Source organism: Dictyobacter formicarum, assembly GCF_016587435.1.
The window spans coordinates 479,437-501,603 of sequence record NZ_BNJJ01000001.1 but is presented as its reverse complement, the minus strand read 5'-3'; the positions used below and the strand labels follow the sequence as shown (position 1 = coordinate 501,603).

The window sequence follows — 22,167 nt, the reverse complement described above, 5'->3', positions numbered from 1 at the left end:
ATCAATGTCAAATTTGGTAGCCTTGTCATGGATCGCAGTGGCAGAGCTTGGCATTGTTAATGTTGGCATTGTTAATGCTGGAAACTGCCTCCTAGCCCTCTCTGAAGCCCTTTCAGGTTTGCAATCGTGCTAGCGCCCAGAAATCAGCCTAGTGTTTCGGAGTACGGAATACCCTCTTCCGAGCACCTGAAGCGCCTGCTGAACGTGGGCGACATCGTCGCTCTGCATGATCTGCGAAAGGTTGCCCGACGAGGTTTCCAGCAGCAGTTGATAATGGTTGCTTATCAAGCACCAAGTATGCACTACCACCCCATACCTCACTACTGCTGATTCCAAGTATGAGAAAAACTTCTTCCAGTCCTTCTGGCTCTTGAAAACGTCCTTTTGTTCGATTCCTCACAACATGATACGGTAAAATGCGCTAGGATATTCGATTCGTACCAGCCTGGCCATCGCTTCCTCTTTTGATCTGAGCTTTTCCAAAACACATCAAAGAAGTTTATTCTGTCAAAAGTTGAGGCTTGACCCTTATTTATTCCTTTTTGGGATGATGAACACCCCTCCCTCATTCTTCTTTGCCTTAAGTATTTTTCCGATATTTCTCATCTCTCGCTTATCTGGTACCGAGCTATTTTTTCCTCGGGTATCCACGGTTTGCACACGAATTATGTCACCATCTTTCTCCGCGGTAATATCTGGTCTTACCGAACCAAGGTTCTTCCCTCCTGGTCCTGGTATCCATTCTTCTTTCTCTTTTCCGCCACCGCCTATGATTGTGTAGCCTTCTTCTTCCAACTTATCCGCTATCTCTTTGTTTTGGTCTACAACTGATGGGTTTCCCTTGGATCCCCAAGGATTGGGAGGCTTACGAAATTTTAATTTTGCAACAGAATCAAAAAGCGATTGGTTTGTGCCCATTGAAGCTGCATAGTTCCCAAGGAACCTAATAACCTTTGCAAACGCGTAGACGGTCCATCCTATTTGTTCGCGCTCTGCGAGCACTTTCGCACGGTCGCTTTGTTTCATGCGAGCGCCCGCGACTATGTTCGGCGTATTGATTTCGTTGAACGCCACTTCCCCATTCGCAGAGACCGGATAGATCACGCCATTGAGCTTGAAAAACTCGGATGCCGTTCCGCGGGATTCGAAATTGATAGCGCTAATTGGGATTAGTGCATCAGCCTTGGTTTTGTATTTGTACCTCAGCGCTGTAATATGCAAATATGCAATATTATCAATTTCTGCACCAACACTACTCAGCCCGTTGTCGACGTACTCTGTCGAGGAGCGGACTGCATCCATAGTTGATAATTCCGTCCGATTTTCGTCTAGGTTGTTGACAATAACCGGTAGCTGATTCTTCTCGCTCACCGTTGGCAGTCTCACGCCGGGCGGGTCACTATCCATATGAATGACTTTCATCGGGTAGGGTTTAGTACCCATTGGGTCGGTCAATCTGAGGGGATTATTGCGCGCGTATCGGTAGAGATTCGTTCCATCAATCAACCAGGCGGGATCTCCGCTCGTCCATCTCCCCAACCACGGTACGTAATACCGTGCCCCATGATAATTTAGCCCATTCTCCTCGTCGCGCTCCATCTCCGTAAATCGATATCGCTTCAGGCTTACCTCTGTTGCGCTGCGCCCCGTCTGATACGATGTGCTGCCGTAGGGGGTGTATTCTTCATAAGAGATGATCTGCCCGGCGTCATCTAGTTCCAGAGAGACCGAGCCGAGATGGTTCCCGTACTGGTAACGGATGAGAGATTGAGGGGCAGGGATTGAGGATTTAGTGTCGATGGTCTTGGTTTCTACCAGGGCGATACGCTGCTTATCGTCCATCACGTGCAAGGTTTCACGCTCCAGGGTGACGCTGGTTCCGCTGCTGTCGTATTCGCGATAGACTTCGAAGCTGCCGAGGTAGATGCGCTCGTGCTGGCGCGTGCCACTCTGGCGCTCGGTGACCTTGCGCACGCGCTGGCCAGCCGCATCGTACACGTAGTACGTCGTCGCGGGCACCTGGTCGGGTGGTGGGGCATCATTCCTGACCGTCCCTGTTGTTGCGCTCAGTTGATCTTTGAAGTCCCAGTTCATCTGTGGCAGGTGGGGCATGACCATGATGTTGCCGTGCAGGTCGTAGGTGTATCTGGCGCTGTAGCCAGGGGTGGCGACGTAGTCGGGCAGGTTGGTGGGGTCGCCGGGCAGGCTGGTGGCAAGCAAGTGGTTGCGGTCCAGCGCATACTGGTAACGCCGGTTCCACAGCACCTGGCCCGGTTGCTCAAGGTTGCGTCCCGCCTGATGTACCATCTGCATGATGTTGCCGACCGGGTCGTAGCGATACGTCTCAACATAGTTCTGCAAGGACTGGCAATCGTTGGGCAGTGTTGAAACAGAGCGGGAACTATCATCCCAGTCATACTGCTGGCCGTTGCCCTTATGCTCACGCCCGCTGGCGGCGAGCAGACGATACAGGGCGTCATAGCGATACTCCGCGCCCGGCAAGACACAGGCGTTGCTGTGGTACACGCGGTCATTGGCGTTGTCAACAATCTGGGTGATGTTGCCGACCGGGTCATAGGTATAGTTCAGGTCCTGCAACAGCGCACCGTCGCTGGTACGCGTGGTCTTCAGTTGTCTGAGGCGGAATGTGTCTGGCTCGTAGTCATGGCGCGTTTCTGAGCCATTGCCATATTGCAGCAAGACGAGCTGGCCCTTCGCATCGTAGTCGATATTGGTGACGGCATGCAGACTGGCGGTGGTTGGATCGAGCAAGACCATGGGCTCGACGGATTGGTTGAGCCACACGTCTATGCGCTCCAGCAGACCAGCTTCGTTGTACACGGGTTGGGTAATGTTGATGCGTTGTGGGCTGCCCACCGTGATGTGCGGCGCGAAAATCTGGATTGGTCGGTTCAATGCGTCGTATCGAGTGCGGCTGACAAACGCCTCGTTTTCAAGGAGGAGTGGCAACGACTGCGGAGGCGATTGCAGTTCTGGCCAATTGACCTGGGTTTTATAGTCACGCAGCAATATACGTTCGTTCTGCATCAGGTTGCCCTTAAAGCCATAGCTGATGTTGGTGACAACGCCCGCACTGTCATAGACCTGGTATGGCTTGCCCAGATGATTAGTCTGTTTCGCACGCGCTCTTGCTGCTTCGTCTATCTTCGCAGGGCCGAAGGCTGTCTCGCCATACACAATGCGTTCGGCGGCAAAGGTGCTACCATCTTTGTCGGTCACGATCGAGGCGGTCGGGCGGTGCAGTTCATCATAGAGCATGTGCGTGAGGAACATGCGGCTGTTCCAGGCGAACATCAGCTTGCCGGCTGCGTCGTTCAGCATCCAACGCTCACCGGCATCCATGCTGTGCTGAAAGAGCAGGTTGCCAGCGATGTCGTAACACGGCGCAAAACCTTGCGCGTTCAGGTTACTGGCGTCGTTGAATGGGTATACGCCGTCGGGCAGTGGCGGCAGAATATATTGCATCACACGGTTGCCACGCGAGTCTTGCACCCACAGTGGTTTGCCCTCGGCATCGAGCCTGGTGAAGGTGATGTATTTCTCATCGACCAGCGCGTTGGCTGACTCCACACGGTTGTGAGCTATCACGACGACCTCGCGCCCGAGGCTGTCAAGGATCGTCACGGCAGGGGTGTCCGCATGTTCAGCGGCCAGACGCGCCGCGCGCTGGTCTGCCACCGATGCGGTTGGCGCACTCTTGCGGGCAAACCAGGCATTCCCCGTTTCGCTCACAGTGTCGTTGGCATCATAGTGGGTCACATGCCAGGGCGAGAACTCAATACGGCTGTAGGAGCCATCCGGCGACTCGGTGCGGATCACACGTCCGACTGCGTCGTAATACATTACGGGCGTCACGCCCACTTCGCTTGGTTCCTCGAAGCGATGCCCCACCATTGGTGGGCTGAAATACGGCTCATACTGTTTGACTGGCTTGCCTTTGTTGTTGAGGATGGTCTTGCCGCTGGCGACCCAACGCAGAGAGCCGCCGGGTTGTTCTGGTTCAGCTTGTACCTTCTTCACCAGTACGTTGCCTGTGCCATCCGAATACTCAAACGCGCTCTGTACCGCGCTATCAGGCTCGTCGGCAACATGTCGCTCTCTCACAATACTGTAGGCACAAGCGGGATGCTGTCCCCAGAGCGTCTTGCCGTCTGTGCTGATTTCGCCAAAGTAATACACGTTCCGCGTGCTGGCACCGCGCAACAGTTTTTTGGCATCAGCAACGCTATAGTCTTTGGTGACGAAGAACTCCTGCATGGTAGTCAGATCGGGGTTCAGCAGTGCGGCATCAAAGGCGTTCAGGTTGTCGCCTTCATTCCCTTTACCCATCACTGTCATCGCAGTGGGCATCCCTAAAACATCGAAGCGCACTTCCGAAAGATTGTCGTTGGCATCTTTCATTTTATGTGGGGCCAGCACGCGAAAGTCGAACTCGGTCACTTCAGTACGATTGCCCAGGGCATCGGTGCTGGATTGGATGAAGAGATCATAGAGGTCATAGGTGAGCGTGGTTGGGTTCCCAAATGGATCGGTGTAGCGTTCGGGCACATAGAAGTGTTGGGCAGCATCAGCGTTAAAGCCAGCCACACCCGAGCATATCCAGTATTGATCCGTCGTGTTTCCCCCAAAACGTGTGGTAAGATCAGCACCGCTCAGGTAGCCGCCGGTTTGCTTGTCTGTAAGTGCTGCTTGCACGTCTGGCTGGATCTTGTCTTTGAAGATCAGTTCAAGCATATCATTGGTAAGTGCCAGCTTGTAGCTCTCGTAGGGCAACGCCAGCGCATTGAGTTGCCCCAGCACCAGCGGCGCATCCAGGGTAGTGGCGAAGAAGAGCGTGCGTGCATGCTCCACGATGCGTTTTTGCGGCGAGGTGCGGTTAGGCAGCAGGTGATAAGCAATCTCCTCGACCGCCATTCTGCCGGTCTGATAGGTATCGCTCAGTTTGTAGGCGCGCAATTCGTCCAACGTGAAGTAGCGGTCCCGGGACATGATGCCGGTCAACTCATAGGTCAGCACCTCACAGGGCAGGCGCAAGCGATAGCTATCTGGCTCGAGAACGTTGTTCACATCGTTAGTGTAACGCGTCTCAATATAGGCCAGGTGCAGTTCGGACTGCACGTGCTGGATCAACTCCTGCGCTCCATCCTGCAATGTGGCATCGACATACGTGCCCAGGCGGGGATAAACCACGGCGACGGATTGCAGGATGTTGCCATATTCGTCGATGCTCAGGTTGAGCGTATGCGCGATGCGAGGATCGGGCGTCAGTTGTTCAGGGCGCAGGTCGAGCTCATAGTGATAGGTGATCGCTTCGCTTTCGGTGACGTGAAAGACCGCATGCTGGTTGATCGCTCGCGGCTGCACGCGGTGAATGTGGCAATTGTGATACGCAGTTGAGAACAGTTTGACCGACGTGTGTGTGCTTGCCGCCAGCGCATCCACATCCAGTTCATACACCTCTTGTCGCAGCATCATGCCTTTACAGGCCCGCAGCGCTTCGCGCCACTCATCGGCGGTCAGATCCAGGGCATCAAGATCGGGTTCGGATAGCGCATGCTCCTGGAACGTACCCACCACGTGCTGGCCAGATTGCTCATCTTCAAACCAGTTCGGGAAGTATTCGTCCTGAAAGTGGCTCAGGATGCGTTCACGGTCGAGAAACATGCCGGTGTGATACCAGGTCACGGTTTTGACCGGGGGCTGATAGAGTGTGTGATCATCGGTGATGTAGGGGCTGCTGGTATTCCCCGCGGCAAATGTGCCATAGTCTTCGACATCGACCTGTTCGACGCGACCAAAGCCGCGAAATTCGCGCTCTGGCCCATCAAAGTAGCCGTGGTGATAGCTGTACGTGGTGGAGAAGGTGGTGTTGCGCCACGTGTCATGCACCGTCACCTTCTCCACACAATGCACCGGGAACGGCAGCTTCGTGATCCAGGGGTTGCCCGCCTCTTTGTCCTGCAAATAGAATCTGGTCGAAGGCGCATACGCCACCGTCGTCTCCGCGCCCAGATTGTTGACTGTCTTGACCAGCAGGTGTGGCTTCTGCCCGCCCATCAGGTCAAGGTAACGCAGCGGGCGGCGCGCTTCTCCAGGTAACGACGACGACCAGACCAGGCAGGCGGTGCCATTGCCCAACAGATCCAGCGCCTGCACGTTGGCAACGTCATCAAGCGTAGGGAAGTGCGTGATTGTAGTTGCTGCGTTCCAGCTATTGCCCGATTGGTTGAAATAGACACGCACACCCTCAGCGTGCAGATAGACGATGTCGGTTGTACCCGAGCCGTCGATATCGGCCAGCAGGATGCGGCGATGATCAAATTGATCGACGTCGTCAAACAGAGGTGCGTTGTCCATCGTGACTTTCGCGCCAAAGCGGCCATAGCCGAGATTGGGCCAGTAGCACACCTCACCGTTGCGAATGCGCACGATATCGCTCAAGCCATCGCCCGACATGTCCGCGAGAGAGATGGACTGTTCCCCATCAGCAAAGACGATGCATGGACCCTGTTCTTCGTCCCAGAGCTTGTTTGTGCGCTGCGCAGCGTCAAAGCCTTCTTCGCCCAATGAGCGATACCACAGAAAGGCGTCGTGCTCGCTGATCAGGATATCAGCGAGACCATTACCGTCGAGGTCGATGAACGTGAGATTGGGGTCGCTCCAATCCACATTGGGCAGGGAGACAAACGGCACGAACGAGTTCCACTGCTCATCCATGGTCCGTTCGTAAAACCCTGGCGTCGGGCCCGCAAATTGCACCACGTCCGGGCGGCCGTCGCCCGCCAGATCGAGGAACTGTGCACGCCCGGTCAATGCCAGCGCAGGCTTTGGCGAGACAAGTTCAGCCGACGCGAACTTCGCCTCGATGTGTGCATCGCCATCGCTACCAACCACGTTTGTCGGGCTGAGGTTGCGTTTATAGAACCAGGCATCGGCCTGCTCGGTCAACACCCCCGAGAGCCCTTCGCCATCAAGGTCAATCCAGCGATAGCGCGCGCCATCGATGCCAACAGGCAACTGTGCCAGACTCTCGCCACGCAGCTCGCGCAGTTCCGTCTGAATGGTCGCGTCGCTGTAGGTAAACTCAACTGGAGGAAGCGACCTGGAGAGATAGTCACCGCCTGCGTGGCGTTGATAGCTATACCGCGTTACCGCAATGAGTTTGGAAAAAATGGGCACGCGGGCGTTCGCTGGGTCCTGCTCGTACTCGTAGGTGAAGTCGGTCGAGCGCACAAGGCCATCGTACCCCTGCTGTGAGCCGTGTGGATCATCCGGAATATGATGGAACATCAGCACGCGCTGGCACAAGCGCTGGGTGCGCACTTCAAATGTCGAGCGGTAAGACGAGAAGGGATCCAGACGGGACGTCCATGTGCTGGCTTCTTGTGGTGTGGGATTGGTCTGGTCGTGCTCGCCATAGTCGAATACGACTTCGAAATACCAGTTGCCGTCGCCCGGCGGTTCTGGCCATGGTTGGTCGGCCTCAAGTTTGGGCAGATAGGGCGTGTGATTGCCATAGTGGATATACTTGAGATAGCGGTTGGCGGTACGCCGTGGATCGAGCCTGTCGCCACGATTGTGCTGGTGAGCTTGCGCAAGATCGACATTGTCGGCGTCCTCCGCTTTGTAGTGGTACGTGATAACGTTGCCCTTATCATCGTAGGTCTCGCAGATCAGCCAACTGAAAATACGTTCAGGATGGGTGGGGTCGGCGATGCGTGAATTGCCGCTTCTACCATACCAGGTAGTGAGGTTGTCTTTTGAGATGGAACGCCAAAAGATATCGTCTGGCCTGGCCGTGTTTGACCAGCGCTCAATGCTGGCGAACAGACCTTCGACGCGCGGGCGATAGCGGCGAATATGATAGGTGGTGCCATTGATAGTTCGCGGTGGCAGTTCCTCATATGTCCATGTGCCACCCGGCATATCCTGCTTGAGCACGGGTACCAGATCTTCGGCACCTGATAGGATGAACACATCCGAATCTATGTCCTGGACATCCTGATAACGTGGGAGCCCTTTATCCGTTTTACGCGTGATCGCTGGCAAGGAGAGATTCCAGCCCAGTCCAAAAGGGCCGTTGCCCGCGCCGGAATCATACGAGAGCGAAAGTTGTGGACCAAAGCCAGAGCGGCCAGGGCTGGTGGCAACAGGCACAGTCATGGATCCGGTACCAGTAACCGGGTTGGCACCGAATTTCTCACCAATACCTCGGATTGCACCGCCGCCTTTGGGCAGTGAGATCGAAGGAGGCGTCAATAACGCTTTATCCTCGTTTGCGCTGGTATCTTTTGCAGAACTTTGTTGTCCGTCCCTAGGCGGCGTACCCTGGGATACCATAAGACACCTCTTTTATGAAAGAGAGGAGAGACAATAATCCTCTGATCGTTGGTATATTGTGCAAACGTCGGGGTAGAGAATTTTTTGCACACGCGTTTATTCTTATTCTGACCTCAAAGAGAGGGGAAATATAACAAATTACTTTATGATAGATTTTTAGCTCGTTGATCTGATCTTCTTCCTGGCCGTATCAATCTATTTCAAAACAAGCGCTCACTGTTTTATCAAAGTTGTGTAAAAACCGTTTTTATTCCAATTAACAAATATATGCATTGTTTTGTTGCTCATATCCTGATACACGTTTTTGTAATGGATTCTGAACATATTTATTTGACCATTATGTGGCTAAGTCTAAACTGATGTTCTGTTTTGAATGGCAGAAGGATGCTAAGAAGACAAATTTACATAGCAAACATGTAAATTTCCTATAGCGAAAGATGATGTGACGGTAATATGTTGCCTCGTCTTTCACCCCATCAATATCTTGAATTCTGTTTCATATAGTTATGTCGTCACCCTCTCCTCAGATGTGATATGGTAAGAAAGTGTCATCATATGCTCCTTTCACATGAATGAGTCTGTGTTGGTGTAGACCACATGTCACATGAATAAGAAGATTATGATGACGATTTTTGATTTCTCTACGACTTTTCACCTTGTTCACAAGTGCAACTGTAGTGAACTGTAGTGCTACACACTACAGCCGCACTTGTGTGAAGGCAGAGAGCAGCAGGAACGTAGAATGGCTCAGTGAAGGAGCACTACTCTGCGTACGATTGGAGTTTTGCCGCCATCTGTTCCAGACACGAGATCGTCAGATGATCCGTGGTGCCCAGATACTGTTTGTAGTCCTGCTGATGGATTGTGCGATAGGCATACCAGGTCCGCTTTGGCCCCTGATCATATCCTCGGCACGCACTCAAACGCCCAGACTTCCCGATAAAACGAAAGGATGAGAGGGAAGCTAACCAGGCAAACCACTCAGGAGAATCCGGAGCGAGCGGCAGTTCTCCTTGCTGCGGGCACACGATCACATAGGTGTCGGCTGCCCCGTATTCGATCAGAGGCAGGACCCGGCGGCGTCGGCTTTCAGCAGGAAGAGGAGTCCAGCTGCGATGACATCCTGCATCAGGTGTGCCATCCACGCTCACCTTCTGGCAGGCTGCTTGCCCATCCTCCTGCTGCATGACCTGCTGGACAGGAGCTGGAAACGTGACCGGAGGAGGAAGATGACGCAGTTGAACAAGCTGTTGTTGCAACGAAGCCACTTGTGCTTCCAAATGAGCCATCTGCTTGAGCCGTGCGACCTCCTCTGGGAAGGGAAGGGGCTCGCTCACAGATGATGTGTCAGTTCGGTTTGACTTGAGGGCGCGACTGTGCAGGGCAGCCAGATGCTGGACTTGCTCCATGCTTAGGCATTTGACACGCCGGTCTGCGGGATGAATCTGCAGTGACATATTGGCTTGTCGTAGCCAGTTTCGTAACGTCTTAGGATCAATGCTGAGCATTTCACAGCACGTCAACAACGGAAAGGTTGTCATCATCAGTTCTCCTTTCAGGCGAGAAAACAGCACTGGGAAGATTCCCTGAGAAATCCCGGGGAAAAATCCCTGAGAAGATTCCCTGGGATTTTTCCCCAGAATCGACAGCGGATACAGATGCGCACACGAACCAGGAACGGGAGTGAGCAAGAGGACAGGAGGCTTACCCTGCCTTGAGACGCCGTCTGGTATGATAATAGCTTGCTCGACTCTGGTGGCATCTTCGCCACCAGGACCAAGCGAGCAGCAAAGGGACATTGTGAGGAGCAGGCCAGATCAGTTGCGCAAGCAGGTGACACACCTCAGGTCTCGTCAATGGATGTTGGGAGATCTCTTGTTGCGGGTTATCCAGCCCTGCTGCCCTGGTCGTTTGATCCTGTGCACACAGACCCGTCAAAAAGGCAAGAGCAAGCATCACGAGCGTGATATGTCGATACCAAGCGGTCCAGGTGCGTACCTCATACTGATCAAGCCCTAGATCTTTGCCTGTTTGAAAATCCTCTTCGATCCCCCACCTTGCTCCCATGACGTTCACCATCACGGGAAGGGGTGTTCCCTCTGGTCCGAAGACAACGTAATACCTTTTGTCCGTGGAGTCGGTCGGATTGCGGCGAATGAGCAACCAGTGCTCCTGATCCTCCTCACATCGATACAGTATGGGCAAAACTGCCCAGTCGAACCAACGTGGCCCTTTGGTTCCTTCACCCATCGAGAGGCACTGCCAATCGTGTGCGTGCAGAAAGCGCGTCTGGGCTTGTGCCACCGTCATGCGCTGGCGTCCCTCAGGGGTCATGATTTCTACAGGTTCATCGCACGTCACCGCCAGCACATAGTTGTAGTGATGGAGAAAGAGCCAGGTGCGCAGATCCTGATTACTTCCATAGACTGTATCAGCGACTACCCAGGCAACGGGGATCTGCGTCTGGTCAACCCGCTCAAGCATCCGTCTGGCTAACTCACATTTGGTCTGGAAATGAGTCGTTTCCGGAATCCCCGCTTCACGGCAGCGTTCAGGATCCTCGAACCAGCATTTGGGAATGTAGAGTTCACGATCCAGTAAGGTGTGTCCTTGCGCACCAATGTAGGAGACAAAAACGCCGACCTGGCAGTTCTGGAGCCGTTTGGCTGTCCCACAATACTGACGCTTGACTCCTACGGACTTGCGTCCTCGTTTGGGAAAGCTGGTCTCGTCAATGGCCAGGATCGCTCGAACGTCACCGAAGCGTTCCAGGACATAGGCACGCAGATCGTCGCGTACCAGATTGGCATCCCAAACGGTGCTGGTCAGCAAACGCTGCATCCCATCAGGACGCGCTTCCCTGGCATGCTCGGCAATCTGCCAGCCATTTTTGCGCGGGATCTCGCTGAGCAGACCGTGCAGATAGGCAAGCACGCGAAGACAGGGTTCAGGCCGGGCAAAACGAGGAGCAATGCGGGTATGTACGTGCTCTAATTCCTGGTTCCATTGCACGACATCGGTCAGTGTGGTCCTGGTTGACTGTGGTATGGTATGGTCAGACGGCTTCATGTTTCTCTCCTTTCAGATGGAGTCTTCTGTGTTTGGGATTGGCCCTTACAGAATGTCACATCTGGAAATTGAGAGCGATGAAGCTTTTTTTCTGGCCTATCTCGCCTCTTCCGGTTGGGTTAACAAGTGCGGCTGTAGTGTGCTACACCTACCTGCCCCTACCCTCTCCCTGTGCTGCCTCTCTCGTTTCGCTATACTTGCTCGTGTTGATTGTCCTTTATACAGGAATACATCAGGATTTATCTGGTAGGAAGAGGAGGAAAAGAAAGCAGCGATGGCATTGCGGCAACTTGTGATCGTGCGGCCCTCACTTCAGGGGAAGCACACATCAAAAAGCGTTCATGTGTGGGTAGATGATCAAGCAGCCATTGGTCCGTGGGTCTCGACCATGGCTGCACGATTGGGATATCCGCTGGTCGATCCCTTTGGCTCTCCACTTACCTATCGTCTGCATTTGGCATCTGGAGGGCAGACGTTGCCCGCAACGGGCCGATTTGCGGATGTCCGCTTTCCTTCTGGAAGCTGTTTTATTCTCGAGCCAGTGAAGCCGGAGGCGCTGCAGCCAGGGGTGAAAAGGTGGAAGATGAGCAGCACCACTCCGGTGTCGGTTGCTGCGGTGCGTCTTTCCCGGCGATCGCTGATCAGCGTGCTAGCTTCCTTCAGTTTTCTTGGCCTGGGATCTGGTATGACGACTGCCTTTGCCCAACATCTTTTCGTTCGTCGTCCTCCTATGTCATTACCTGCAAAGATATATACGCCAATCACCCGAAGTACGGTGTTTGGTCAACACCAGCAAGTAGTCAGAGCGCTGACCTGGTCGCCTGATGGGCGTATGCTGGCATCGGGAGGCAATGACGGCATGATGTTTGTGTGGAATGTGGATGGGACAGTGCTGTACCAGCATCTGTTTTCAGCTCATGTACGTTCCCTTGCCTGGTCGCCTGATGGCGCGCAATTGTTGGCCGCAGCGGCTAACGTCGTTTTCTTTTTCAATGCGCAAACAGGGGAACTGCTTGCTGAAGACAGAGCTCACCACACGGCGTCGATTACGTCTCTTGGATGGACACAGGAAACTGTACCGCAGGCTATCTCTGCTGGTACAGATAAAACGGCCATTGTATGGAGTGCGCAGTCGCATCAGCCACTGGCGCTCTTTCGCGGACATACCTCACCCATTGAGACGCTGACGATCCTTGCAACAACGGTGGCGACTGCCTCTGATGGTGGGGTGACACGGATATGGAGTGCGCTTAGCGGACAGGAGATCCATGGATATTATTTCCAGAACTCGCGTCCATTGCGCGCGGCTGCCTTCTCTTCAAAAGGGTTACTCGCTGTTAGTGGAGATGATGGTGTGATTTCTCTGTGGGGTGATGGACGAACCTGTCAGCGCCAGGTGCAAGATGCCTTTGGCGTGCATTGTCTTGACGGCGCAATCCACCTGCAGAAACACACACAATCTGTGCGGACCCTGGCTTTTTCTCCAGATGGAATGTGGCTGGCATCTGGCGGGGACGATAAGCAACTCATCATTTGGTCCATGCAGACGATGAAGTCACTACTGATACAACGGCAACAGGATACGCTTGCAGCCCTTGCGTGGTCACCTTCTGGCTCGCTTCTTGGGAGTGCATTCGGGAAACACGTGGCGCTTTGGCATATTCAGGTGTAAGAGAATGAATTACACGCATCCTCTCACTATGTGCTTATTGGGAAGGGCATCCATCCTCCTATACAACTGTTGACAGATGATGAACGTTCACGGCAGTCAACTAGAGAACACATATTGCAGAAAGGAAACGATGATGACGGATTCTATGCTGACCATCCCTGTACACGAGATGACAGAAACTTATGATGGACCACAGGAAAAGCCGCAGGATGCGTGGAGTGCAGACGGTTCTCTGGAGCATCAACCCATTGTCGGTATTCCTATTCCTGTGAAGCAAGGGAGTCAAGGACCTTTGCTTATGGTGGATGCGGTTGGTGCCTGGGCTGTTGAGCGCATGCAAGCACGAGTCTTTCTGATTCCATTATGGCCTTTCCCGACGCATAAGCATATGTACCAATCGCTCTGGTCGCTAATACAGTCCATGGATGGTTTGTTGTTGCTGGCTGGCATTCAGGGGACTGACTGGTACGCTGTGTGGAAAGCAGGTGAACAGGAGCCTGGTCTGGATAGCTGGCCTATTGCGTGGGAGATTGCGCTAGCACAACTGGCTACCTACATGGGCATGCCTGTACTCGCGATCGCTGACGGTGCGGAAAAATGGAATAGTGCACTGGGAGGGAAACGAAGCGAAGCACCAGGAGATAGAGAACAGATGGCTTCAATGACGCCAGATAGCTGGGACCGTCATACGATCCGTGTCCGTGCGCAGAGTGCGCTGGCATCTGCCCTTCAACCAGCCATTCGTTCTCATGATGGTGAGCAGAAGCCCTGGGATCTGGCGTTTATGCCACAACAGGGGGTGGAGCAATTGGCGCCCGGGCTTCGATCCTGTGCACAGGCTGAAGATGGATCGGTGGCTGCTTTTGAGCGTAGAGATGGAGCCTTTGGTCTGGGCATGCTTGGGCGACTTGACTGGGGGCTCGATCAGGACTATGGAACGACCGTGTTTGACGCCTTTCTTCAAGCCTGCCGCTCTTTTGACCACACCCGAAGCCAACAGGATGGTTGGAGAACTGTGCGGGATGAGCTCTGTTCCAGGGTTTCTACTCTCGTGACACAGGGTCAACCCCTCATATCCGTTTCTGAGATTGCACATGAAGAAAAGCGGCTCTATTCTTCTGATTCGCTGGTTATCTCCACTGTATCTCCAGGATCGACGAGGCCGCAAGAACGATTGCGTCAATGATCTCACCAACCAGCTAAAGAAGAATTGAATCGTATGAGGCGTCAACGGTTGAAGATGGCCACACGATAACGGCAGAACGCTTGGGCCAGGATCGTCATGCGACGTCACATAATGATGATTGTGCTTGTGGTTGTTGCCCTTGTGGCTTTGGGTTGACCCGCGCTTTCGCTGAATCCTGGACTTCTCGGAGTATCTCTATGTTGCCCCGTCATTCTGAAGCACGCAAATCTCTTAAGGTACTCAAGAACCAGTTCCCAGAGGGAAACGTTGATCCCATGCCCGGGCATCTGATGGCTCCAACATGTTGATAGAACAGAACATGAATAAGCTTCAATCATTGTCGCGGCACCTTGCTGCTCTACCGCACGTGGCTGGTGTGACTGATCTATTGGCTTTGCTGCGAAGCCGCATTCGATGACTTTTTTACTTCAACAACTACGCGCCCTTTACCATCCTGGGTTGTATCAACGCGCTCCAGGGCTTGTCCAGTTTGTGAGGACGAGCACCCAGGAAGATACAACCCTCATTGCCATTCGATCTGATCGTGATTTCAATAGCCAATTCTTCACAGCGACGATGGGTGGCAAACTTTGCCTCGCATGGTCTACCATTGTATCGCGGCGAGCACGGGTGGGGTTTTCAATCCGACCACATCCTTTCACCACCCAAAATCCCCGCTCCAAGTCCATAGGTCTGATGCTCGCTACCATCCTTCTCGGCGTGCTTCCTCTGTTTAGATTTCCTTGCTCCTATGCCAACCCGGATCGGGTGTAGGATTGAGGTTCACGTCGGGCTGTTCCCAGTCAAGGATGCGATTGGTCAACGCGCTGGAGGTCACAATGTTGACAGTGAGCGTTCCATGTGCCCCTAACCGTTCACTGAAGGCTTCCAAATGCTGCATTGAGGAGAGGGCCACCTTGAGGAGGGAGCAGTAGCTGCCACTCAGTTTGTGCATCTCCAGCACTTCCGGGAACTCCTCGGCGCTGCTGGTTTTTAACAGGCACTTACCAGGAGTACAATGCAATTGGATCAAGGCCAACAGTGGTAGCCCCACCTTCGCTGGGTTCACCTGCGCACCGTAGCCAGTAATCACGCCAGCATCCTCCAGTTTGCGCACCCGTTCGGCGGCGGCAGGCGCAGACAGTCCGACGCGTTGCCCTAGTTGGTTGTAGGAGAGGCGAGCCTCCCTTTGCAGCTCACGCAAGATCTTCCAGTCGGTGCTATCGAGCAGTCTTTCTGATTGCAAAGCCATTCTCATATTTACCTTTCTTTTTTGAGAAGTATACTATCTTTTCTTTTTATTCTGCATTCACTCCTGGCTCCTTCCCCGGTATCATAAACAACACAGAGAATCAACGTATAACCTCTTGGAAAGGAAGCAACAGATGAGAAAAGTGCGTGTGGCCGTTGTCGGCTGTGGCAAGGTCTCGGAGCACTATCTCCCACACTTACAGCAGAGTTCTGTTGTGGAACTGGTAGCAGTCTGCGATCCTCTAATTGAGCGAGCTCAAAGGCATGCTCAAGCCTATAGCATTGAGCACGCGTTTCAGGATATCGATCAGATGCTCTGCGAGATGAATTTTGAGCTGCTGGTGAATCTGACGCCCATGCCCTTGCATGCATCTTTCAATCGCAAAGCCCTGGAAGCAGGAAGGCATGTCTGGTGTGAGAAGCCCATCGCTACAGACCTGAAAGAAGCACAGGTGCTGCTCGCGCTTGCACAGCAGCAGGGCGTTGGCTTGTGGGGCGCTCCCAGTGGTCCCATTTCGCCTGCATTTCAGTCCATGGCGAAAGTGCTCTCTACCGGCACCCTGGGGCAAGTCTATGTTGCTCACGGGATCTTTGGCTGGAGCGGTCCTACCTGGCCGGGAAGCGCCTGGTTTTACCAGAAGGGAGGCGGGAGCCTCTTTGATCTGGGAGTCTATAACCTCACCATGCTGACCGGGCTGCTGGGTCCTGCGCACAGCGTAGTGGCGATGGCTGGCACAGCGATCCAAGAGCGGGTCATTGCCGGCGAGATCATCCCTGTCGAAGCTGATGACAACACGGCTCTGATCCTCGATCACGGCAACGCGGTCTACTCGGTCATCCAGACCGGCTTCGTCTATGCGGCACAGCGCGACGACTGGACGATTCAGGTCATCGGCACTAATGGGGCAATGACTATGGGCGGCTATGCCTGGAGCCCCAGGGATGTCAGCATCTATATCGGGGATCAGATGAAGGCATCTGGGCAGTGGGAAACCGTCTGGCAAGGGCCGGATGGCTATGTCTTCTGGGGGGGAGCGACCTATATCGCAGAGTGCCTGGCAAAAGGGGAGAAACCGCTTCTGAGCGGCGAGCATGCCGTGCATGTGCTGGAGGTGATGCTGGCAGCCCTGCGCGCCGCGAAGACTGGGCACCGTATTCAGATCACTTCGACCTTCCCCTGGCCGCTGCTCAAGGAAGGGGAGTGACTTCTCAGGAAAGCCTCGTGCCGGCTTGAATGCGAAAACCCAAGTTAACAGCAAGGATTTTGGCCTGACATGGAACATAGCGCTTGAGACCGGTGGTGTGCTCGTTGGTGAGGAGGTCAATCTCAATCTTGACCTGCAAGCGGTCTCTCAGGAGACGCTGTGATCAGGCTGCCCGTGCCACCACTTGTGGTACGGGCAGAAATAAGGCGATGGCACTCACCTGTACATTCGCGAAGACGCACAGAGACTCCAGTTGTTGTTTTATCTCCTCACAAGGAAAAGGAGGATTTCACACGATGAAATATGGTTTTATTCTTATGGGCAATCCCCTGGAAGTCGTTGAACTGGCCCAGGAGGCGGAGGCTGCTGGCTGGGATGGCGTCTTCCTCTCCGATGACTGGATGACCGCCTGGATCATCCTGACCGCAATCGCCATGCGGACCCAACGTATCCGCCTTGGAACCATGCTGACGCCGCTGCCAGAACAACTCCCCTGGTATGTAGCCGCGCAAACTGCCACGCTCGATCAACTCTCCAGTGGCCGCGTGATCCTCACGGCTGGCCTGGGCATTCTGGAACGGGACCAGGCTGGCTCACTGAACAACAAGGTACGTGCCCAGCGGCTTGATGAGGCCCTGGAGATCCTCGCAAGCCGGTGGCGCAGCGAGCCTCTGCGCACAGTTTCTGAAGGCCATTACGCTCACTTGCAGCAGATGCATAGTAGCGTCGAGATAGGCACGTACACACCACAGCAGAAACCGCGTATCCCCATCTGGGTGATTGGTGGCTCAAAACAGAGTCAACTCCGGCGCGCAGCCCGCTGGGATGGTGCAGTAATTGGTGGCACGCCCGAAGAACTGCGTGTGCGTAAAGCCGCAATTGAGGCTCTGCGCAGCAGTTCCTCCTCGCTTGATATCATTACCGAAGGCGAGACGCCTCCCGACGACCCTGCGCGCGCCGCTGCCATCGTGCGTCCTTATGCCGAGGCGGGAGCTACCTGGTGGCTGGAGAGCATGTGGGAGTGGGAGGGTGTCACCCGCAACTACGATATGCGGACGCGCATTCGCTCTGGCCCACCGAAAATCTGAAGGAGTTTCTCCCCACATGAGTCCTTATGGTGCTCTTGAGTCGCAACCAGTGCAAGCAATGTGAAGCGATCAAGATAGCAGAGATGCACGAACAGGTTCAGAAGTGCTGATGCTTACGTGAATAAGAGCAGAGTCATCTTTGGAACTGGAAAAACACAGGAGAAGCAATGAGTAGCGCAAACAAGCAGAGCTCGGATTCACTCCCAACCATCTGGAGAGTATCAGATGATCTCTGGTCGAAGATCGAACCCATCCTGTGGGCGTATGATTCACCGAAGCCAACCGGGAGACTGCGTGTCAATCAGAGTGCGGTTTTTGACGCTCTTCAGGCTACGCACAGGATGCCAATGGGATACTTGCTCACGACCTGGGCTACACATAGTTGCACTCGACGATTGCAGAACGATCACCTCTCTGAGCAAGCCCGTGTAAAGGGCAAGGCTGGTATACTTTGCTCAGTCCGATCTCCTACGAGGTGTGTAGGAGAGAGTAAGAGAGGAAACCGTCATGCTCATCATCAACAAGAACCAACTCCTCCGAGCAGGTGTGGCGAGCCTGGAGGAACCGTACCCCTCCTGCTGTCAACCGCTTTCGGGTTATCCTTTGATCCTGAGCGAGGAAGCGGAACAAAAGGTGTATCATGCCGCCTGCGCCGTCCAGCTTGCCACGGAGATCGTGGTTGATGTGTTTACCTTCTTCCATCCGCCAGCCCCTTGTGCCTGTCTCTTTACGCTCACCGTGTCCCCGGCCACTCCACATCAAGAAGGAGGCAATGATGCAATCAACGGATCTTGAAGAAATCAAGGTGGCGCTTTGGGAGCAAGCCTATCATCCTTGTACACGGGTGCGGTGGGGCACAGCGCAAGTGATGGCGGCAAGAATCAGTCGGGGACAACTGCTGGTCCAGCTTCGCGGCCTTTCGCGCTGGTATCGGGTGCAAGCCGTGACCATTGAACGACCCAGGCTTTGCCCAACTGGAGCGTGCGATCTCGAAGACGGCCCCGATGAGCGTTCAATTCTCTCCAGACGAGAGGCATGATGGCGCAAAACCTCATAGAAGACTCCAGCAAAAGAGCAAGATCGGAGAAGTTCTGTCTTTTCTGCTGTGCTACATTCTTCCTTGGGGTGTAAATTACAAAATTTCGTGTCGTATTTTTGTGATCATTCTGTGTCGTATCGAGCGGCAGAAAACCAGGCGCAAACGCAGTATTGATGAGCCGATGCGGCACCAAATGAGCAACATGTTGTGACACAGAGCGATCTAACGTACACTCAGTGAGAGGAGATATATGCGCAAGATTTCAGAAAAACTTACAGGGCAGAGGTGCGAAAATGAATGACCGAGCAATCGCGGGAGAGTTTGCTACCGAGACGTTCGACTACGACGGTGGTCGGCAGGTGACGGTGTACGTCCCGCCAGATCCGCCCGAGGCAGTCGTCTTCGCTGGTGACGGTCAGGGGATCTCGCAGTGGGGCCAGTTCCTCGAAGCGGCCGACGTACCGTCCACGATGATCGTCGGTGTACATGGGCTGACCGATGAGATGCTGCGGCTCCAGGAGTACTCACCGGTCTTTGACGCGGAACGGTTCGCGGCACATGAGAGGTTTTTCGTCGAGGACGTCGGCCGATGGGCGCGGTCGCGGTTCGGAGTCGCGCTACCCACCGAACGCACCGCGGTGTTCGGTGTCTCGGCGGGTGGAGAGCTCGCGCTCGCTCTTGGTCTCCGGCATCCCAACGTCTACGGTGCGATCTTCTGCGCCTCGCCGGGCGGGGGCTACAAACCAACTGAAGTGATGCCGAGTCGGATTCCGCGCACGTACCTTGTTGCTGGCACGCAAGAGCCGTTCTTCCTTGAGAACGCGACGAGGTGGGCGGACGCGCTGCACGATGCAGGTGCGGACGTTGTCATGAAAGAGCGGGCCGGATCGCACGGTGGCGCGTTCTGGCGAAAAGAGTTCCCGCTGATGGTGGCATGGGCGTTTGGACGCGAATAAATTGCCTTCTACGTATCAAGAATTTGCTGAAGAATTCTTTGGAAATGTTGAGCGTAGGTTAGATCGCTCTGTGTTACAACATGTTGCTCATTTGGTGCCGCATCGGCTCATCAATACTGTATTTGCGCCTGGTTTTTTGCTGATTTCCCAGATTTCACCCGAAAAATCGTCGAACATTCGGCTCTTACACATTCACGCTATTTACTAATATGACAAGGGCGGGAGATCTAAAGCATGAGGTACTTCTGCGCGTTCCCCACGTTTAGATACGTGGGCGATCTTCCGATTCCTCAATCACGTGGAGATGAGAACGTGGACGAGGCATCGTGCTTGCACGACGATAGGCGGTAGAGCGAACACTGGCATGGTTAAGTAAATGCTGCGCGTTGCTGGTACGCTATGACAAGAAGTCCTGCAATTTCTTGGCCTTGATACAACTGGCTTGTGCTCTCCTATGGTATCGAAAATGGTATTGGCTTTCCCTCTTGAGATAGTTTGTAAGTGAGTAACTATTTCCCATGTATTCAAAAAAGCCCCTATTGCACATTTTCAGAGAGCAAAAAATAGTGATCATGAAATGTCTCTTTATGGTTGAGGTCTTTTTCCATGGCCACTATTTTCAAAAAGAAGACCGTTGCTTGTTGATAGTAAGAGCTTTTTTGACGCCGTTGTTCTTTATGAATTATGGTTCATTGCTCTTATTTAGACGTTTCATGGGTGAACAAAACATGATCTTTGCTTAGAGAGAAGGATCGGTTGCGATAGCTAGAAAGGTGCTGGTATCAAGCTCATACGTGTCAACTAGCCAACCGGTGCCTCCCATTGGGGCGTTGATGCCCTGGCTCTGTGGAGAGATTCGTACTAATATTACTGCCATGTGATGTAGAAGCGGCTGACCTGTTGCAGGATCGACCTGGATGCGTTCTATGCGCTTACCACTGGCAGGATCGATCTTTGATTGAAGCAACTCGAATGCAACGTTTATCCAGGCAAACTTGTGCTGCTGTCCCTGAACCTGTACGATCTTAAATTGGACGAGGGATGGCTGGGCATTTACAACCTGCTGAATGATTTTTCCTGTATGAATTTTGTCGTAGAGCACATTATTTATCATGCGCACGTCATTATGTATGAAGCGGACTTGACCTCCTGAAGTGAGTAGGAAGGTCGCGCCCGTGAGCGTTCCACTATGGTGTGTTGGTGTTCCGATGTTGCGATAGTCATAGCTCATCTCTCGATCTGTAAAGGTATTGCCTGTGCGGAGCGCTTCAATAGCATCTCCTAACGTGAGACCAGCGTTTGTCCATCCGATCTGGTTCAGGAGTTGTGTTGATGGAAGCGCCCCTGAAGGTGAACTGCCTGATCCTTGCGTCCCTTGTGGTTGCTGAGCAGGCGAAGTTGTTGCTGATGGTGATGATGGATGCGTTGGCGTCGGCTTTTTCGTTGGCGGTTCTTGTGTCGGTTTCGATGTTTTTGTAGGATGTATTCCTATAGTCAAAGGCGCATGCGTGCTCTTTACTTGCGTTGTATTTGGCGAGGGTGCTGATTGAGCAAAAACGAATAAGCTGGCGCCGATGATGGTGATGAAGACAACGCCCCCAATGAGTATGATTTTGAGCAGCTGAAACGATCCCCAGCGTTTTTTTCCTGTTGATGTGGTTGCTGGCGGTGGGGTTCCGATTGATCCCTGGTTTTGCGCATGCATCGTCGCCATCGTTGGCATCGCCCCGGAATGCTGGAAAGGGATAACGAATGGCGAACTTTGATCTGCCTGATCGTCTTGCTCATCAATACGTGGCAAATGGAGATCAAGATCATCCTCCTGCGTATAGAACAGCGGTTGACTCCCTTCTGGGAGCGTTTTTTCTCCCTTCAGCGGTTGTTGGGAGCCGGACATAGATGGTGTTGATGTGAAAACAGTTTGATCCTGTGCATCTTCTGGTGGCTTTTGTTGCATCGCATACCCTTCTTTCTCTAGGATGTATGTAAGTTTCAATTGTGGATGTAAGGCGACACGCGACTATGGCGTATCTGCACTCCGGCTTTTTGTCTTCATGGATAAGTCTACTGAGCAGAGAGCAGAAGTGAGGGCGCAGGTGATTGGTAGAGGTGAAGTAGGGTATGGTAAAGGAGGAGTAGGGTAGCGAGAGGCAGGGTCGGTGTACTACGAGATGTCTGTCTGTTTGTTTGTTTGTTTGCTTGCTTAACTCTTTTTCGAGTATGATTTTTGTCTTGGCGGAAATGCAAGACACCACCAGACGAATGATGTGGACATGGAAGAAGTAGCACCACGCGTACTGTAGAGAGCGGTTCACTGTCTGAACAACACTTATATGTACT

Annotated in this window: 13 protein-coding genes; 8 read left to right on the top strand and 5 right to left on the bottom strand. The window is 53.5% G+C overall.

Translation table 11 applies throughout. The features are described 5' to 3' along the window. Positions 1–528: 528 nt before the first annotated feature. The 3 genes from JMI88_RS01965 to JMI88_RS01955 form a co-directional block, all read right to left on the bottom strand. Positions 529–8,361 carry a SpvB/TcaC N-terminal domain-containing protein gene (locus JMI88_RS01965; protein ID WP_201360068.1) on the bottom strand — a complete coding sequence of 2,611 codons (7,833 nt, stop codon included), beginning with the start codon at positions 8,359–8,361 and terminating at the stop codon, positions 529–531. A 761-nt stretch (positions 8,362–9,122) separates the two neighbouring features. Beyond that, positions 9,123–9,905, bottom strand: a complete 783-nt coding sequence (locus JMI88_RS01960; protein ID WP_201360067.1) for a hypothetical protein — start codon at positions 9,903–9,905, stop codon at positions 9,123–9,125. Positions 9,906–10,065: 160 nt separating this feature from the next. Further along, positions 10,066–11,430, bottom strand: a complete 1,365-nt coding sequence (locus JMI88_RS01955) for an IS701 family transposase (protein ID WP_201360066.1) — start codon at positions 11,428–11,430, stop codon at positions 10,066–10,068. A gap of 274 nt (positions 11,431–11,704) precedes the next feature. Between JMI88_RS01955 and JMI88_RS01950 the strand changes: the two genes are divergently transcribed. Together JMI88_RS01950 and JMI88_RS01945 are read left to right on the top strand one after the other, a co-directional pair. Next, positions 11,705–13,102 carry a WD40 repeat domain-containing protein gene (locus JMI88_RS01950; RefSeq protein WP_201360065.1) on the top strand — a complete coding sequence of 466 codons (1,398 nt, stop codon included), beginning with the start codon at positions 11,705–11,707 and terminating at the stop codon, positions 13,100–13,102. A gap of 130 nt (positions 13,103–13,232) precedes the next feature. Next, complete coding sequence (locus JMI88_RS01945) at positions 13,233–14,288, top strand: gamma-glutamyl-gamma-aminobutyrate hydrolase family protein (RefSeq protein WP_201360064.1); 1,056 nt, start codon at positions 13,233–13,235, stop codon at positions 14,286–14,288. A 733-nt stretch (positions 14,289–15,021) separates the two neighbouring features. Here JMI88_RS01945 and JMI88_RS01940 read toward each other — a convergent pair. Continuing rightward, entirely contained in the window at positions 15,022–15,540 is a 519-nt protein-coding gene (locus JMI88_RS01940) for an Lrp/AsnC family transcriptional regulator (protein ID WP_201360063.1), read from the bottom strand. 133 nt (positions 15,541–15,673) lie between these two features. On the opposite strand from JMI88_RS01940, the gene JMI88_RS01935 reads away from it, so the two are divergent. From JMI88_RS01935 to JMI88_RS01910, 6 genes are all read left to right on the top strand, one after another. After that, entirely contained in the window at positions 15,674–16,744 is a 1,071-nt protein-coding gene (locus tag JMI88_RS01935) for a Gfo/Idh/MocA family protein (protein WP_201360062.1), read from the top strand. A gap of 25 nt (positions 16,745–16,769) precedes the next feature. Beyond that, a complete protein-coding gene (locus tag JMI88_RS01930; RefSeq protein WP_201360061.1) occupies positions 16,770–16,907 on the top strand; it encodes a YceI family protein in 138 nt (45 codons plus the stop codon). Between the two features lie 133 nt (positions 16,908–17,040). Next, positions 17,041–17,832: an LLM class flavin-dependent oxidoreductase gene (locus tag JMI88_RS01925; protein WP_201360060.1), complete on the top strand. Its 792-nt coding sequence runs from the start codon at positions 17,041–17,043 to the stop codon at positions 17,830–17,832. A gap of 507 nt (positions 17,833–18,339) precedes the next feature. Continuing rightward, positions 18,340–18,627 (top strand): hypothetical protein, encoded by a 288-nt coding sequence (locus tag JMI88_RS01920; RefSeq protein ID WP_201360059.1) that lies wholly within the window; start codon positions 18,340–18,342, stop codon positions 18,625–18,627. After that, positions 18,605–18,871 carry a hypothetical protein gene (locus JMI88_RS01915; protein ID WP_201360058.1) on the top strand — a complete coding sequence of 89 codons (267 nt, stop codon included), beginning with the start codon at positions 18,605–18,607 and terminating at the stop codon, positions 18,869–18,871. Before JMI88_RS01920 ends, JMI88_RS01915 begins: the two co-directional genes overlap by 23 nt. Before the next feature lie 293 nt (positions 18,872–19,164). Further along, positions 19,165–19,827: an alpha/beta hydrolase gene (locus JMI88_RS01910; RefSeq protein WP_201360057.1), complete on the top strand. Its 663-nt coding sequence runs from the start codon at positions 19,165–19,167 to the stop codon at positions 19,825–19,827. Positions 19,828–20,566: 739 nt separating this feature from the next. On the opposite strand, the gene JMI88_RS01905 is transcribed toward JMI88_RS01910, so the two are convergent. Further along, complete coding sequence (locus JMI88_RS01905) at positions 20,567–21,784, bottom strand: hypothetical protein (RefSeq protein WP_201360056.1); 1,218 nt, start codon at positions 21,782–21,784, stop codon at positions 20,567–20,569. Positions 21,785–22,167: the final 383 nt, after the last annotated feature.

Coding starts and splice junctions, on each gene's coding strand:
- JMI88_RS01965 (WP_201360068.1), bottom strand. CDS start 8,361: ATGGTATCCCAGGGTACGCCGCCTAGGGACGGACAACAAAGTTCTGCA.
- JMI88_RS01960 (WP_201360067.1), bottom strand. CDS start 9,905: ATGATGACAACCTTTCCGTTGTTGACGTGCTGTGAAATGCTCAGCATT.
- JMI88_RS01955 (WP_201360066.1), bottom strand. CDS start 11,430: ATGAAGCCGTCTGACCATACCATACCACAGTCAACCAGGACCACACTG.
- JMI88_RS01950 (WP_201360065.1), top strand. CDS start 11,705: ATGGCATTGCGGCAACTTGTGATCGTGCGGCCCTCACTTCAGGGGAAG.
- JMI88_RS01945 (WP_201360064.1), top strand. CDS start 13,233: ATGATGACGGATTCTATGCTGACCATCCCTGTACACGAGATGACAGAA.
- JMI88_RS01940 (WP_201360063.1), bottom strand. CDS start 15,540: ATGGCTTTGCAATCAGAAAGACTGCTCGATAGCACCGACTGGAAGATC.
- JMI88_RS01935 (WP_201360062.1), top strand. CDS start 15,674: ATGAGAAAAGTGCGTGTGGCCGTTGTCGGCTGTGGCAAGGTCTCGGAG.
- JMI88_RS01925 (WP_201360060.1), top strand. CDS start 17,041: ATGAAATATGGTTTTATTCTTATGGGCAATCCCCTGGAAGTCGTTGAA.
- JMI88_RS01920 (WP_201360059.1), top strand. CDS start 18,340: ATGCTCATCATCAACAAGAACCAACTCCTCCGAGCAGGTGTGGCGAGC.
- JMI88_RS01915 (WP_201360058.1), top strand. CDS start 18,605: ATGATGCAATCAACGGATCTTGAAGAAATCAAGGTGGCGCTTTGGGAG.
- JMI88_RS01910 (WP_201360057.1), top strand. CDS start 19,165: ATGAATGACCGAGCAATCGCGGGAGAGTTTGCTACCGAGACGTTCGAC.
- JMI88_RS01905 (WP_201360056.1), bottom strand. CDS start 21,784: ATGCAACAAAAGCCACCAGAAGATGCACAGGATCAAACTGTTTTCACA.